Origin of the sequence: Streptomyces sp. NPDC101776 (genome assembly GCF_044766845.1) — a bacterium.
Classification (GTDB): Bacteria; Actinomycetota; Actinomycetes; order Streptomycetales; family Streptomycetaceae; genus Streptomyces.
The window spans coordinates 336,306-350,328 of sequence record NZ_JBIWMV010000008.1 but is presented as its reverse complement, the minus strand read 5'-3'; the positions used below and the strand labels follow the sequence as shown (position 1 = coordinate 350,328).

Sequence of the window (14,023 nt, the reverse complement as noted above, 5' to 3'; positions counted from 1 at the left end):
CCGGAACGACCGCTCTCGTACGAGCCGTTGCCCGGCCGACACTGTCGTGCCCGCCGTTGCCTGACCTCGACGATCGCTCGTCCAACGGATCGGCTGTCTGTATCGCGTGGCTGCGCACGGTCTGGTCGGACGGCGATGTCGTTGAAGCCCTGCAACACGCCAGCCCAGTCCTGGCTGCACAGGTTCGGGGCGTGTGCACCTCCGAGAGACCGTCCCCGCGCGACGTGCGGCGCACGGCGCTGTCCGTGGCCCGTTATTTGCTGCGGTCCGAGCACCGGGCAACACCATTCGGCTTGTTCGCCGGCGTGGCCACCGCGCAGTTCGGTCCGCAGGCGCGAGCAGGTTGGGGCGTGGAGCATGCGGTCGTCGGCCGCGCCGGGGCGGAGTGGCTGGACGTCGTGATCGAGCAGTTGGAGTCGTGCCCGGACCTGCTCGAACGGTTGCCTGTCGTCGTCAACAACACCGTGATCAGCCGAGGAGACCGGCTCATTGTGCCGTTCCAGCCCGACGTCCAGGACGATCGGCCCCGCGCGGTCGAGGCGTCCGTGGCCCTGACCGACCCTGTGCGCGCGGTCCTTGCCGCGACACGGGCGCCGATCCGCTTCGGCGCGCTTCTGGACAAACTCAGGGCAGAGTTCCCGGAGGCCGGGCGCGTGAAGTCGCTCGGTCTGCTGGGGGAGTTGATCCGGCGGCGGGTGTTGGTCACGAGTCTGCACGCCCCGAGTACCGAGACCGACGTACTCGGGTATCTGCTTGACCAGCTCGACGCAATCGACGCCGAAACCGTCGCCCCGCTCGCGGAGGCAGTCCGCGAGCTGCGCGCTGTTCGCGCGGGCTTGGAGGAGTGCGCCACGCAGGGTGGCAGGGACAGCGTCGCGGATCAGATGCGGGAACTCGTGCCTGGGCTGCGCCGTCACCCCGTTGCCTTCGACTTGCGACTGGACGCGCAGATCGTTCTGCCGCACGCCGTAGCCCGAGAGATCGAGCGCGCGGCCCTCGTCCTGACCCGGGTAAGTACCCGCCCGTACGGGACCGCCGCGTGGAACGCGTACCACCAGCGGTTCTACGAGCGGTACGGCATCGGCACGATGGTGCCGCTCGCGGAGGTCGTCGCGGACAGCGGCATCGGCTATCCCGACGGCTACCCGGGAACTCCGGCTGGTGCGCGCCGGCCTCGCGTCTCCGCCCGGGATGACGTCCTCGTACGGCTCGCGCAGGCCGTCGTGCTCGACGGGCGCGACGAGGTGCTTCTCACCGATGAGCTCGTTGCGGCCCTGGACACCGGCCCAGAAGAGCCCAGGTTGCCACCGCACTTGGAGATCGGAGTGCGAGTGCACGCGGCCGACCTGCGGGAGTTGCAGCGCGGACAGTTCAGGCTGGAGGTCGTGAGCGTGTCCCGCGGCGCTGGCATCTCTACAGGCCGGTTCCTCAGCGTTCTGGTCCCCGGCGACCGTCAGGCCCTGGCCGCGGAGCTTGCCGATCTCCCAGGCGCGGACGGCAACACCGTGCCCGCACAGCTCTCGTTCCCGCCGCTGCTCCCCGAGAGCGCCCACATCACCCGCGCCCCGCAGATCCTGCCCACCGTGATCAGCCTGCAAGAACACCGTGCTCCCGGCGACGAGGTCCTCACCCCCGAGGACTTGACAGTGGCGTGCGACGGCCGCCGTATGTACCTGGCCGCCCCCGAGCGCGGCCAGCGCATCGAGGCCGTCGGGATGCACGCGCTGAACCTCCGCACGCACACTCCGCCCCTGGCGCGGTTCCTCACCGAGCTGTCCCGCGCCCAGTGCGCGCAGGTCACCGTGTTCGACTGGGGAGCCGCAGGGGCGATGCCGTTTCTGCCGCGTCTGCGGTACGGGCGCACGGTGCTGGCCCCGGCCCGGTGGCGCCTGGGAGCACCTGAACTGCCCAGTCGTACACGCCCTCAGGCCGAGTGGGACGCCGCGCTCACCGACTGGCGGGCCGGACGGCGGCTCCCTCGGCGGGTCTTTCTGGTCGAGGACGACCGGCAGTTGTTCCTCGATCTCGACCAGGCCGGCCACCGGGCGCTGTTACGCCAGCATCTCGACCGTACTCACCTGGCCGTGCTCGTCGAGGCCCCGGAACCCGATGCATTTGGCTGGTGCGATGGCCGTGCCCACGAGGTAGTGGTGCCTCTCAAGGCGACCCGGCCGCCGACGTGGCCACCCTTGCCCGCTCCTACCCGGGCCCGCGCCCTCTCACCGGTCCAGGTTCAGACACCGGCCGCTTCATCTGTGCTCCTGGCCACCCTGTACGGAGACTCCCGCCGCCAAGACACCTTGCTCTCCCGTCACTTGCCCGAACTCCTCGAACGGCTCGGCGGCCCGCCGTGGTGGTTCATCCGCTTCCGGGATCCCGAACAGCACTTGCGCCTGCGCATCGAGCTCCCCGCTCCGGAGGCATTCGCCGAGACGACCCGGACAGTGAGCGCATGGGCCGACGAGCTGCGCGGCGCCGGTCTGCTGGCCGATCTGCGTTATCCAACCTCCTACCGGGAGATGGGCCGTTGGGGCTCCGGTGCCGCATGGGACGCGGCCGAGGAAGTGTTCCGGGCGGACTCGCGCGCAGTCCTGGCCCAGCTCTCCCAGCCACGGCGTCCACATGAGCGCACGCTGGTGGCCGCACACTCCATCGCCATCGCCTCCGCGTTCCTCGGCAGCACCCAAGCCGGGACGCGCTGGTTGATCGACCACATCCCGCCCAGATCCCCCGCGCCAGTACCTCGTCCGCAGTTCACCGACGTCGTACGTCTCGCCGACCCTCGCGACGACTGGGCGACCCTGCGCGCAACCCCCGGAGGAGCAGCCATCGTGTCGGCGTGGGCCGACCGCGATGCAGCGCTCGCCGCCTACCGGCCACACCTGCCCGGCCCGGACACCAAAGGCATCGCCATCGACGACGTCCTGACCTCCCTGCTGCACGTTCACTTCGTACGGCACGTCGCAGTGAACTTCCCCGAGGAAGAGGTCTGCCTCTATCTCGCCCGCGCCGCTGCCCTGGCCTGGACAGCACGAGTCACTGGGAGGACGTCGTGACCACCCACACCGCGTTCGACCTGGCAGCAGCCGTCGCCGACCAGCTCGCCGACCCCCACACGGCACACCTTGGGCCGGCGACCGCCCATCGGCAGCACCTCGCCCACGGCCTTCCCGGCATTGCGCTCCTGCACATCGAGCGGGCCGCGGCCGGATTGGGCCCCTGGCAGCGCGCCCACGACTGGCTCGCCGCCGCCTCCCGCGAGCCGTTCACCAGCGGCCCCGACAGCCACCCCTTCTACGGAGCGCCCGCCTTCGCCCACGCCCTGGCCCGCGCCGCCGATCACCTGCCCGGCGCCTACCAGCGCGCCCTCGACACTCTCGACCACCAGATGATCACCGATGTGAACCTTCGCCTCGACGCCGCGCACCACCGCATCGACGCCGAACTCCTCCCGGCGCTCGCAGAGTTCGACACCATCCGTGGCCTGACCGGCTACGGCGCCTATCTCCTGCGCCGCGACCCCGGCGCCACCGTTCTCCGCGCCGTCCTCGACTACTGCGTACGCCTCACTCAACCGATCACCCACGACGGCGAGTTTCTCCCCGGCTGGTGGACGGCCACGGGACCCTCAGGCCGCCCGGATGACCGATTCCCCGGCGGCCACGCCAACAACGGCATGGCACACGGCATCGGAGGCGTGCTCGCACTGCTGGCGCTCGCCGCGCGGCGCGGCACTCTCGTCAGCGGCCACGCCGCAGCACTGGGACGGATGCTGGGCTGGCTGGACCGCTGGCGAGAGGACACCGGCCGAGGACCGAGGTGGCCGTACTGGATCACCCGAAGTGAGCTGCGCACAGGCCGACTTGGCCCGTCCGCACTCGGGCGGCCGTCATGGTGCTACGGCACCGCCGGTCTCGCCCGCGCCCAGCAACTTGCCGCGCTCGCCCTCGGCGAGACCAGACGCCAGATCGACGCGGAGAACGCGCTCGTGGCCGCCCTCACCGATCCCGACCAGTTGAAGGCCATCACGGACAACGGCCTGTGCCACGGTTTCGCCGGCCTCGCCCACATCGCCGCCCGCGCGGCCGACGACGCCCACCCCTCGACCGTCGGACGGCTCCGCGCTGCAATCCCCCTGCTCCTGGCCGTAGTTCACCCGCCGGGAACCGACCCCGCGCACACCGCCGCGACGCTCATACGGGACGAGGAGCGAGGCCCCGGTTTCCTCGACGGCGCCGCCGGTATCGCCCTGGCCGTCCTCGCGCCCAGCACCACCAAACCACCCCAATCCGCCTGGGACGCCTGCCTCCTCGTCGCCTGACCGCATCGACCGAAGGACCTCCGCATGCCCCCGGATCGCCCCAACCGCTGGCAGCAACACAACATCACCTTCGCCGACCGCGAGAGCGCCCAGCGCGCGATCGCCGAACGCCTCACCCCCGTACTACTTGCGGCTGAAGCGGACGGCCATCTCACCGGCTGGTGGTTCATGAACAAGCAACCCTGGCCGCTGCGATACGTCGCCGATGAGCCCTCGCCCATCGTCGAAGCGCTGCTGAGCGATCTCGTCGACGACGGCACGGTCGTGTCGTGGCTGCCCTGCGTCTACGAGCCCGAGACCGACGCCTTCGGCGGACCCAAGTCCATGGATATCGCCCACGACCTGTTCCACCAAGACAGCCGCCATCTGCTCACCTACCAGCTCGGCCCGGAGCATCTGGGCCGTCGGGAGACCACCGTGCTGCTGGCGAGCGCGATGATGCGGGCGGCCGGCCTGGACTGGTTCGAGCAGGGTGATGTGTGGGCGAAGGTCGCCGCTCTCCGACCGACCGCCACTCCTCCGCCCCTCGGGCATGTCGCTGAACTAGCGCCCGCAATGCGGAAGTTGATGACCGCCGAAGCCCACGGACTGTGCCGCCCTGACGGTCCTCTCGCCTGGCACGACGACTGGGTCTCCGCCTTCGAGAGGGCGGGCGCCGTACTCGCTTCCCTCGCCGCGAATGCCGGACTTACCCGCGGTCTGCGGGCCGTCATCGCCCACCACGTGATCTTCCACGCCAACCGTGCCGGTCTCCTCCGGGACGACCAGAGCGCACTGTCCAACATCGCACGAGAGGTAGTCATGGGAACGAGTGACAACACCGCGTCGCCCGGCGCGGCAAACGCCGGCGTCGATAGCGTCAGCGCGGTGAACACCGACACGATCACCACCCCCGCGGCGGACGCCGAGCGCCTCCGCAACGCCCTGGTCGACCAGCTCCGCGCGGAGGGTCACGCCCGCACGACCGCCGTCGAGACCGCGTTGCGGACCGTGCCCCGCCACGTGTTCGTGCCCGACGCGTCACTCGAAGACGCCTATGCCAACGCACCGGTGCACATCAAGTACGACACCGACGGCACATCGATCTCCTGTGCCTCCCAACCGGGCGTCGTCGCCCTCATGCTCGACCAACTCGACGTCCACCCTGGCGAGCGCGTCCTCGAACTCGGCGCCGGTACCGGCTACAACGCTGGCTTGCTCGCCCACCTGGTCGGCGAGAGCGGACACGTGACCACGCTCGACGTCGACGACGACCTCGTGGACGGCGCCCGCACACACCTCGCCGCCGCCGGGATCACCAACGTCGAGGCCGTAACCCGCGACGGAGCACTCGGCTACGCCGAGGGAGCACCGTACGACCGGATCATCGCCACCGTCGGCGCCCACGGCGTACCGCACGCCTGGCTGCAGCAACTCGCCCCCGGCGGACGGCTCCTCGTCCCCCAGCGCCTCAAGGGCACGGTCTCCCGCTCCATCGCCTACGAGCAGCGCGACGGCCGATGGGTCTCCCTCGGCAGCGAGATGAACACCTTCATGCCGCTCAGGCGGGGCATCGCCGACGACGACCGCCGAGCCATCCCCCTCAGCACCGACGGCACCGTACGGCTCCAGGCCCCCGCCGGGCAGAACATCAACGCCGAAGCTCTCACTGGTGTCTTGGACCAGCCGCGTACCGAGGAATGGACCGGCATGACGGTCCAGGCCATGGAGTCGCCGGAGTGGATGGAACTGTTCGTCACCTGTTCCCTCCCCTCCGGCCTGATCCGAATGCTGTTCCCTCAGAGCGCCAAGGGCGCCATGCTCACCGAAGACCCCTACCCCTCCTCCACCGCCATCGTCGACAAGGGCGCCGTCACCTACCTGGCGCGGCGCCCGTCGAAGGAGAAGACCCCCGAGGGCGGCAAGCTCTGGGAGTTCGGGGTCATCGGCCACGGCCCCGGCAGCGACGAGCTGGCCGCGAAGGTCGCCGACGCCATCCGCACCTGGGACCGTGAATACCGCCGCCGCGAGGCCAAGTTCGAGATCCAGCCCCTCGACGCCCCCGCCATCGAGCAGTGCCCCGGCCTCTTCGCTCTCGACACCCCTCTGAACCGCATCGTCGTCGACTGGCAGTGACGCCCTGCACGTAGCGGAAGGTGGCCGCCGGCGTACGACTGGCGGCCACCGTCTCCTCACCATTTCTCACTCACGCCAGGGGGAGTCCATGGACCCGCACGGACCCATAGCCCAGCGATTCCCGCTCGTCGCCCGATTCCGGCCCGCCTGCCTGCCTCTGCCTCAGCGCGTACGCGCCCTCGTCGACCTGGCCGACACTGCAGTGAAGAAGACCGACCAGGGCCTCGCATCGGCCGTCTACAACCAGGCCGCGCTCATCGCCTCCGACCTTGACCTCCCCGACCTCGCACGAGAGATGTGCCACCAGCACGCCGCCGCCTACCTCGACGCCTGCCCACTGCCCGGCATGAGTGCAATTCGAGGGCTGGAACCGGTCGTCAACCTCGCCCGCCTCCAGATCCGTGCAGGCCACGGCGACGGCGGACGTCAACAACTGCTCGACCTGTACGCAGCCGTCGAGGCGGGCGCAGGGGCTCGGTTCGAGGACGTCGTTGTACCGGCGGACCTCACTGCGACCGACGAGGACCGCCAGGAAGTCCGGGCGTGGCTGTGGCGCGTGCTCCTCGCCGACGGCACGCGGACCCTCACCACCGAGGGGCGTTGGGCCGAGGCGCTGACACACATCGAAGTTCACCGTGGCGTGGGCAAGCGAATGCTCGATGGGCGCCAAGTCGCCTTACTGGCCGGCCTCGTTGAGGGTGACACGGGACGAGCCAGTGCTCTCCTCGCAGCCACGACACCCGGCGATCCATGGGAGCAATCCGTCACCACAAGCCTGTCCCTCCTGTGCCGCCGAGACGCCGGGCAACCGTTCGACGGTCACCTGGCGAGCCTGGTGACGACCTACTCCGAGCGGAAGAGCGAACCCGGGATGACCGTCTTCGACACCCGGCTCGGACTTACCATCCTCGACGCGATCGGTTCCGCCGAGGCGCCCGCCGCTCACCGCATCGTCGACGACCTCCACCGCAGGACGACGGACGCCGAAGACGGTTACGCGGCCCGCGAGAACTTGGCGCACCCTCTGTTCACCACGATCGCGACAGACCAGCAAGCCCAGGACTGCCGCGCACTCGTGCGTGCCTGTGCCCTTGGAGCAGGGACCATCCCGGACGACCTGCAAGCAGAACTGAGGGCGGCTCTGCGCGTCAGCGACAGGACGATCCGGGGAAGCCTCACACGCCCCTCCGAGCTCGGACGTGCAACCCCTATGGAGAGAGCCTGATGGACGTACAGCCTGTCGAGCCGTTGCTCCAGATCGTGGTCTGCGCGGCCGGTGTCGCCGCCGACGTCGGCAAGCTGATCACCGCGGCACAGGGACGGCACTGGGACGTCGGCGTCGTTACCACCCCGCAAGGACTCGGCTTCCTCGACGTGGAGGCGGTCGAGGAACAGACCGGCCACCCCATCCGCTCGGCCTGGCGAACACCGGACCAACCGCGCCCGACCCGACCCGCGGATGCGATCGCGGTCGCCCCGGCCAGCTTCAACACCGTCAACAAATGGGCCGCCGGGATCTCCGACAATCTCGCGCTGGGCATCCTGTGCGAAGCACCCGCCATGGGTGTACCGGTCGCAGTGCTGCCGTACCTGAACTCGGCCCAGGCCGCCCACCCTGCGTACCGCCAGAGCCTGGAACGGCTGTGTGGGATGGGCGTCCTGATCGACTCGTACGAGCCTCACCGGCCGAAGGCCGGCGGTGGGGTCGACCGTTACCGCTGGGAGGAAGTGCTGGAACTTCTCGCTCCCCAGTTGTCCGCGCGGGCGTAATCAGCGCCGCTGCCCCTTCGAGGACTTCGGAGACGAAGCCGACGGGGGTATGTGGGGCGGAGCAGTAGAACGTTCCCCGGTACGCCGGGTATTGGCTGCCTGGGCTCGTGGGCTGGGTGCGTGGCGTTGGCCCAGGCGACGGACTCGCCAGGTCAGGGCGCGGGCCGGGCTGCGTGCATCGTCCAGGGTTCGTTGGTCGAGGGCCTGGTCCAGGACGGTGGCCGCGTTGTGGCCTGTGGCCTCTGCCTCGGCGAGCACGGCGGCGAGGGCGTTCCAGGCAGGGTCGTTGAGAATGCGCTCGGCATGCTCGGGGACCGCTTGCAGCAGATGGTGGGCGAACCGGTGTTGAGTCTGCGGGCTGGGTGCCCGGCTGGCGAGGCCGGCGAGGACGGGTTCGGCGATTTGGGCGTACGCGGTCTGAAGGTGGATGAGGGTCTGTTCGGCCGCTGCCTGCTGTTGGGCGTGCTGGCGGGTGCGGTGCCAGTGCATGGCGTAGGCGACCGCGGTGAGCGCGACGTCCAGGAGCATCGCCAGCCCGGCACCATCGCCATGCTGTGCGGGGTCCTTCCAGATCGCCTGGACACTGCGACGCAGGACGCGGGCGCTGGCGTGGTCGGCGGCGATGCGAGAACGGGTGGCGCGCTCGAAGGCGACGGCGGCTCGTTCGAGTTCGGCCCGCGCTGCGGTCGGGGCCGTGAGCGGGAGCAGGTCGAGTGCTCCGCCGAGCGCGGCCAACTGGCCCTGGGCGGCTTCGTCGTCGGCGTGGGCCAGGTGGTGGGGGATGCGTTCGGTGGCGGCGGTGGCCTGGTGCCAGGGGTTGCCCGGCCGGACGGCCATTGGTTCGGGGCTGGTGGTGGCCAGGCGTTGGCGGATCTGGGGCAGGGAGAGGTCGCCGGCGAGGGTGGAACCCGCGTAGAACACGGGCTCGCCCTTGTCGTTGGTGTCGCCGGGCAGGGCGAAGTTGCAGCCGAGCGCGTCGCCGGAAGGGCCGAGCTTGAGGCGCACGGTCACACCCGTCGCCTCCAGCAAGGTGAAGAACTCGGCCTCGGTGGAGGCGGCGGCCAATGCGCGGCGGACACGCAGGCGCAGGATCTCGCGGGATGTGGCGTCGTGGCCCAGGCGCCTGGCCTTGAAGACTTCCTTGCTGGTGGGGCGTTTGGCAGCGGTGCCGTCGCCGGGCTTCAACCGGCGGAGCCCGTAGTCGATTTCGATCTGGCGGGCTTCCTTCTGAACGGCACGGATGTCGTGGTCGCGTTTGGGTCGTCGGCCGTCCTGGCGGACGAGGGTGGCGGCGATGTGGATGTGGTCGTCGGCGTGCCGTACTGCCACCCAGCGGCATGCTTCCGCATCCCCGGTGGGGGCGATGCCGGCGACTGCCACGATCCGCCGGGCGATCTCCGCCCACTGGGCGTCGGTCAGGATCGGGTCCTCGGGAGCGGCGCGGACCGGACAGTGCCAGACGGTCGTCTTGGGTGCCCGGCGGCCCAGCATGGCCACCGGCTGGTCGAGCTGAGTGTGGAGCTGCTGCTCCACTTCCTTGGGATCGCGGTGCGGGCTTCGGCCGGGGTCGGGGGCGAAGCCGTTCCAGGACGCCACCAGGTGCGGGTCGACGTGTTCGTTGGCGGTGCCTTCGCCGAAGAGGTAGGCGATGAGACGGCGGGTGTCGCCCTGGCCGAGGATGATCTTGGGTATCACTGGCTCACCGACCTTCCACGACTTGGGCGACTGCGGTGTCGACGGTGGCGATGGCCGCTTCGATGCGTTCCAGGAGGCGGTGGACGGTGTCGGGCTGGGGCCAGGCGCCGTCCTTGTGGAGGTGCCAGGTGAGCTGGTTGAGGTTGTTGCCGACGCCGCCGAGCTGTCTGTTGGCGGCCATCAATGCCTTGACCGTGGCGCGGTAGTCGGCGACTGCGGCCGTGGGGTCATCGGCGCGGGCGGCGGCCAGGGATGCCTCGGCGACGTAACCTCCGACCGGCATCCGGCTGATGCCGGCGGAGCGTGCGATTTCAGCGAACTCGCTGTTGCTGTAACGGGGATGGACACGACGCTCACGCAGACGCGACTGACGCAATCGGCGACGCGGCACGGACGGCTGCACAGCGCGCGACGACTTGGTCTCGTCCCCTTCCTCGGTCGGTCCCCCCGGGCCGGCCGACTCCGGCGCTGCGCCGGACGCCTCCGTCCCCCTCGGGGCGGGGGCCGGGTAAGGACTCCTTACCCGACAACTTGCTGCGCTGTTGAGGTCGGTGGTCATCTCCTGCTGAGGGGTGAGGATTTCGCGGTACGGGTCGTGCATGGGGGGTCTCCGGGGGATTGCTTGGGTGTCGGGCACTTCGCTGCGCGCGGCTCCCCTGTCCCCGTGCTCGGCTGCACGGGGACACGGGGACACGGGGTGAACCCGGGAGGCGGGGCGGTCGGCGCGAACGCAGGGGTCAGGCGGCCCTTGCGGGGGACGTGTCGAGTTCCCTCTGCTGCTGGGAAGCGGCTTCGTCGAGTTCGGCCTGAAGGAGGTCCTTGAGCCTGTCCGCCTCCGTCCTGCCGATGGTCAAGTCCCTGCTACGGAAGGTGGCTTCGATGTGGCGGCGTGAGGCACGTCCTTTGCGTCCCAGTGGCGCAATACGCGCGAGGGCGAGCCTTTCGGGAGAGATTTCGCTGTGCTCGCGATCCTGCGGTTCGGTGGAGGACTGCGAGCCCTCAGCCACTTCGGCGGTGTCCGGAGCCACATCGGCAGCATCTCGCGCCACGTTGGCTGGGCCATGAGCAGCGGCATGGCGGTGGACGACGATGTAGAGGTGAACCGCGCCGGCTAGGGCGAGCGGGGCGATGGCGGACAGGCCGCCGACGGTGAAGTCGTCGAGATGGAGGCCATCGCCTTGGCGGGTCTGCTGGTTGAGGCGGACGGCATGGAGGGCGTTGGCCCAGATGCTGGTGATGGTGGCGATCCCGACGAGTGCCCACACGTACAAGCGGGAGTGCAGCGGGGCGTTGCGCAGGATGAGAAGGGCGCCGACGCCGATGGCGATGAACCCGTCGATCACGAGGGGGAAGGCGTAGGTGAGCAGTCCGCGCACGTGGATCGCGACGGCCATCTGACGCAGTGCGTCGTAGGAGAGCGCGAAGCCGATCGTGCCGAGCAGGACGATGCCGAGCTGGATCGCGGCGGTTCCAGGTATCGCGGCGGGCGTGGTGGCGGTGGACGAAGGCACGCGGGGTACTCCAGGCAGGGAACGGTCGGCGGCCACGATCGCGGGGTGACCACTGAGAGGTGCGGCGACTCGTCGCACCCGTCGCATGCCTGGTCAGAGCAGGTACGGGAGCACAGCGTGGTACGGGAGGACCCGTCACAGCTACGCGACCCGTCACGGGGCTGACCTGGGATGCGACGCGTGTGACGGGTGTTTACGGGTGTATGGCCTCCCCGTGGCGAGCGCTCTCGTCACCACAGGTCGATGTCGGCTCCTCGGGGCAGTAGCGAGCCCAGGCGTCGGTGAATTGCAGGTGCGCGAAGCCCCTGGCCTGCCGTCCGCCCTCGAAGCGGAGAACGGCTGCCTGGATGCCGAAGTCCTTGAGCAGGATCCCCAAGTGGCGTGAGGTCAGTCCCGTGTTGCGGTACTCCGCCCACGGGGCCTCCTGGTCCTTGAGGAGTTCCTCCAGCAGGTCCCGGGTGCGCATGATGTCGGGATCGCCGAAGCGCGCGAAGACGCGGCGGATGTCCCGCAGCAGGCGGGTTTTAAGGTTCGACTCGTCGTCCTGGCCCACCTCGGCCGCACACATGACCACGCACGCTTCGCGGGCCCGCTCCGGCCAGGAGCCGCCTGCCAGTTCGGCGACGATCACTAGCGGCTCCCAGGTGTCCGCCGCACGGTCCTGTACTGGCATCGGGGGCACCAGGTCGGCGGCGGTGTCGAGCAGTGGGCGAAGCCACGCGGCGAGCCGGTCGCGCACTTCGTGCAGGGCGGGGATGTCCCGGCGGGAGCGGAACTGCTCCACCCGCTCGCCGCCCTTGCGGCGCTGCATGCGGATCACCACCGCCCGATCCATGATCGTGTCCGGCAGATCCCCGATCCCGGCCAGCGCAGCCATGGCGAAGGTGGGGAACGCCTGCGGCTTGTGCTCCGGCCCGGAGATCCGCAGCGCGGGCCGGTTGCGCTGATGACCGGCGTTCAGCAGACCGCGCAACTCCTCGTTCTTCTCAGCCGCTTTGATGCTGCCGAAGATGGTGTCGGCCTCGTCCACCAGCAGCGTCGGCGGGTCGTCGCCGATGGCGCGGAAGACCACCGCCGGGCTGGTGTTCACGGTGATCAGTGGCTCGTGCACCGTCTCCGTGATCACATCCAGCAGGCGGGACTTGCCGCACCGCTTCGCTGGCCCGACCACCGCCAGGCGCGGCGCGTGCTGCAGTGCGGGCTGGATATGCGCTGCCGCAATCCACAAGGTCACCGCCGTCAGAGCCTCGCTGCTCGGCAAGATCACGTACCGCGCGATGGCTTCCCGCAGCTCGTCCAGCAGCTCCGCCCCGTCTGCGGCCTGCTGCGCTTCCGCGTCCTCGGTTGACGAGGGCTCGGGGTCGGGGTGTGGGCCCTGTCCGGGGGCGGCGACGGACGGCCAGGCGGGCGTCGAGAGTGCGGTGGGGGCGGTGGGAGACGTAGGTTCGTCCACAGGCGTTCCTCCCTGGTGGGCCGGACGGGCAAGGCCCGGCCCACCGGATCGATCATTCAAGGGTGATGGGGCAGGGACTTCGCGGCTCTCGGCGGTGGCTCGACGAGGGCCGTTTCGCTGTCCCGAATGGGCGGCTTCAGACGGCGAGGTCGTACGCGGACCGGGCGTTCAGCCAGGCGTCCACCTCGGACCAGCGGTAGCGCAGGTGACGGCCGACCTTGTGCACGTTGGGGCCGATACCCCGGTACTTCCACTGATAGAGGGTCTTCACCGGCACGCCGAGGTAGGCGGCGACTTCCTGCGGGCTGGCGAGCGGGCCGCGCCTGGCAGCCTCGGCGGTGGCAGGGGCGTTGGTGATGCGGGAAGAGGAATTCGGCACAGGGCTCCTTTTCGGTCTTGGACATCGTGCTTGGACAACACAGCCACACCCCAGGCGGAAAGGTCCAGAGTTGGTTCTGAAACTCTCCAGCACTTTTCGGTGTGACCGGGTGATTCCAAAACGGTAAGGGTGGATCCCCGGTTGCCGAAATCGCTTCTGCCGCCGCCGTAATTCCCGCGTCGAAACAGTCAGCCGAGTGTGCGTCCACGGGCGTCGCCACAGCTCACATGTGCCGGAGAGCTGTCATGAGGGCTACGGCTCTCCCTCTGGACGGTCAGATGCAAACTTACCTAAATCCCCCATTTCGCGTGCGTGAAGGGAAGTTGGCACGACGCTTCGTGGGAATGGTTCGGGATAGGCCGTGAATTGCTGAGACGAACGCCACTCTGCCTCGAACGACTTCTGTAGAGTTTAAGAACCAACTCTTGCCATAATGCCCGGCTGCAAGTTACAGCTATCTGTCATGGCATCCCGACCTGTCGAAATCGGCCCCGCCGGCCTCCACTCCGCCCGCGCTATCGAGTGCATCCGCCTCGCGCGCTGCCTGACCCAGCACCAGCTCGCCGCCCGCTGCACCGCAATAGGCCGCCCGATGACCAACACCGCCCTCAGCCGCACCGAACGCGCCCGCCGACGCTGCGACATCGACGACCTCGTCACGATCGCTGCGGCTCTCGGTATCGCGCCGGTGGCCTTGCTGCCGTTGTGGGCCGCTCACGGTCCCGCGTCCCGCTTCGGTGGGTCCCTCGACGACATCCAGGGGGGCCTTCTTGGCTGAC

At 69.5% G+C, this 14,023-nt stretch carries 11 protein-coding genes; 6 read left to right on the top strand and 5 right to left on the bottom strand.

The features are described 5' to 3' along the window. Nucleotides 1–101: 101 nt before the first annotated feature. The 5 genes from ACIRRY_RS26240 (at nucleotide 102) to ACIRRY_RS26220 (ending at nucleotide 8,206) form a co-directional block, all read left to right on the top strand. Nucleotides 102–3,056, top strand: coding sequence for a lantibiotic dehydratase (locus tag ACIRRY_RS26240; RefSeq protein ID WP_403977008.1), 2,955 nt, complete (start codon nucleotides 102–104; stop codon nucleotides 3,054–3,056). Further along, complete coding sequence (locus ACIRRY_RS26235; protein ID WP_403976932.1) at nucleotides 3,053–4,321, top strand: lanthionine synthetase C family protein; 1,269 nt, start codon at nucleotides 3,053–3,055, stop codon at nucleotides 4,319–4,321. The genes ACIRRY_RS26240 and ACIRRY_RS26235 overlap by 4 nt, the downstream gene beginning before the upstream one ends. Nucleotides 4,322–4,345: 24 nt before the next feature. Beyond that, on the top strand, nucleotides 4,346–6,436 hold the full coding sequence (gene fxlM, locus ACIRRY_RS26230) for a methyltransferase, FxLD system (RefSeq protein WP_403976930.1): 2,091 nt from the start codon (nucleotides 4,346–4,348) through the stop codon (nucleotides 6,434–6,436). Between the two features lie 88 nt (nucleotides 6,437–6,524). Continuing rightward, complete coding sequence (locus tag ACIRRY_RS26225) at nucleotides 6,525–7,661, top strand: hypothetical protein (RefSeq protein ID WP_403976928.1); 1,137 nt, start codon at nucleotides 6,525–6,527, stop codon at nucleotides 7,659–7,661. Next, on the top strand, nucleotides 7,661–8,206 hold the full coding sequence (locus tag ACIRRY_RS26220) for a flavoprotein (protein WP_403976926.1): 546 nt from the start codon (nucleotides 7,661–7,663) through the stop codon (nucleotides 8,204–8,206). The genes ACIRRY_RS26225 and ACIRRY_RS26220 overlap by 1 nt, the downstream gene beginning before the upstream one ends. On the opposite strand, the gene ACIRRY_RS26215 is transcribed toward ACIRRY_RS26220, so the two are convergent. The 5 genes from ACIRRY_RS26215 to ACIRRY_RS26195 form a co-directional block, all read right to left on the bottom strand. Beyond that, a complete protein-coding gene (locus tag ACIRRY_RS26215) occupies nucleotides 8,207–9,901 on the bottom strand; it encodes a mobilization protein (protein WP_403976924.1) in 1,695 nt (564 codons plus the stop codon). It lies immediately after the preceding gene. Nucleotides 9,902–9,905: 4 nt separating this feature from the next. Continuing rightward, complete coding sequence (locus tag ACIRRY_RS26210) at nucleotides 9,906–10,292, bottom strand: plasmid mobilization protein (RefSeq protein WP_403976922.1); 387 nt, start codon at nucleotides 10,290–10,292, stop codon at nucleotides 9,906–9,908. A 346-nt stretch (nucleotides 10,293–10,638) separates the two neighbouring features. Then, nucleotides 10,639–11,412: a DUF2637 domain-containing protein gene (locus ACIRRY_RS26205; protein ID WP_403976920.1), complete on the bottom strand. Its 774-nt coding sequence runs from the start codon at nucleotides 11,410–11,412 to the stop codon at nucleotides 10,639–10,641. A 193-nt stretch (nucleotides 11,413–11,605) separates the two neighbouring features. Continuing rightward, nucleotides 11,606–12,865: a DUF3631 domain-containing protein gene (locus tag ACIRRY_RS26200; protein WP_403976918.1), complete on the bottom strand. Its 1,260-nt coding sequence runs from the start codon at nucleotides 12,863–12,865 to the stop codon at nucleotides 11,606–11,608. 136 nt (nucleotides 12,866–13,001) lie between these two features. Beyond that, the gene (locus tag ACIRRY_RS26195) at nucleotides 13,002–13,244 is read right to left on the bottom strand and encodes a helix-turn-helix transcriptional regulator (protein ID WP_403976916.1); all 243 of its coding nucleotides are present in this window, start codon (nucleotides 13,242–13,244) and stop codon (nucleotides 13,002–13,004) included. Between the two features lie 463 nt (nucleotides 13,245–13,707). On the opposite strand from ACIRRY_RS26195, the gene ACIRRY_RS26190 reads away from it, so the two are divergent. Then, the gene (locus ACIRRY_RS26190) at nucleotides 13,708–14,022 is read left to right on the top strand and encodes a helix-turn-helix domain-containing protein (RefSeq protein WP_403976914.1); all 315 of its coding nucleotides are present in this window, start codon (nucleotides 13,708–13,710) and stop codon (nucleotides 14,020–14,022) included. Nucleotide 14,023: the final 1 nt, after the last annotated feature.

Coding starts and splice junctions, on each gene's coding strand:
- ACIRRY_RS26225 (WP_403976928.1), top strand. CDS start 6,525: ATGGACCCGCACGGACCCATAGCCCAGCGATTCCCGCTCGTCGCCCGA.
- fxlM (WP_403976930.1), top strand. CDS start 4,346: ATGCCCCCGGATCGCCCCAACCGCTGGCAGCAACACAACATCACCTTC.
- ACIRRY_RS26190 (WP_403976914.1), top strand. CDS start 13,708: ATGGCATCCCGACCTGTCGAAATCGGCCCCGCCGGCCTCCACTCCGCC.
- ACIRRY_RS26220 (WP_403976926.1), top strand. CDS start 7,661: ATGGACGTACAGCCTGTCGAGCCGTTGCTCCAGATCGTGGTCTGCGCG.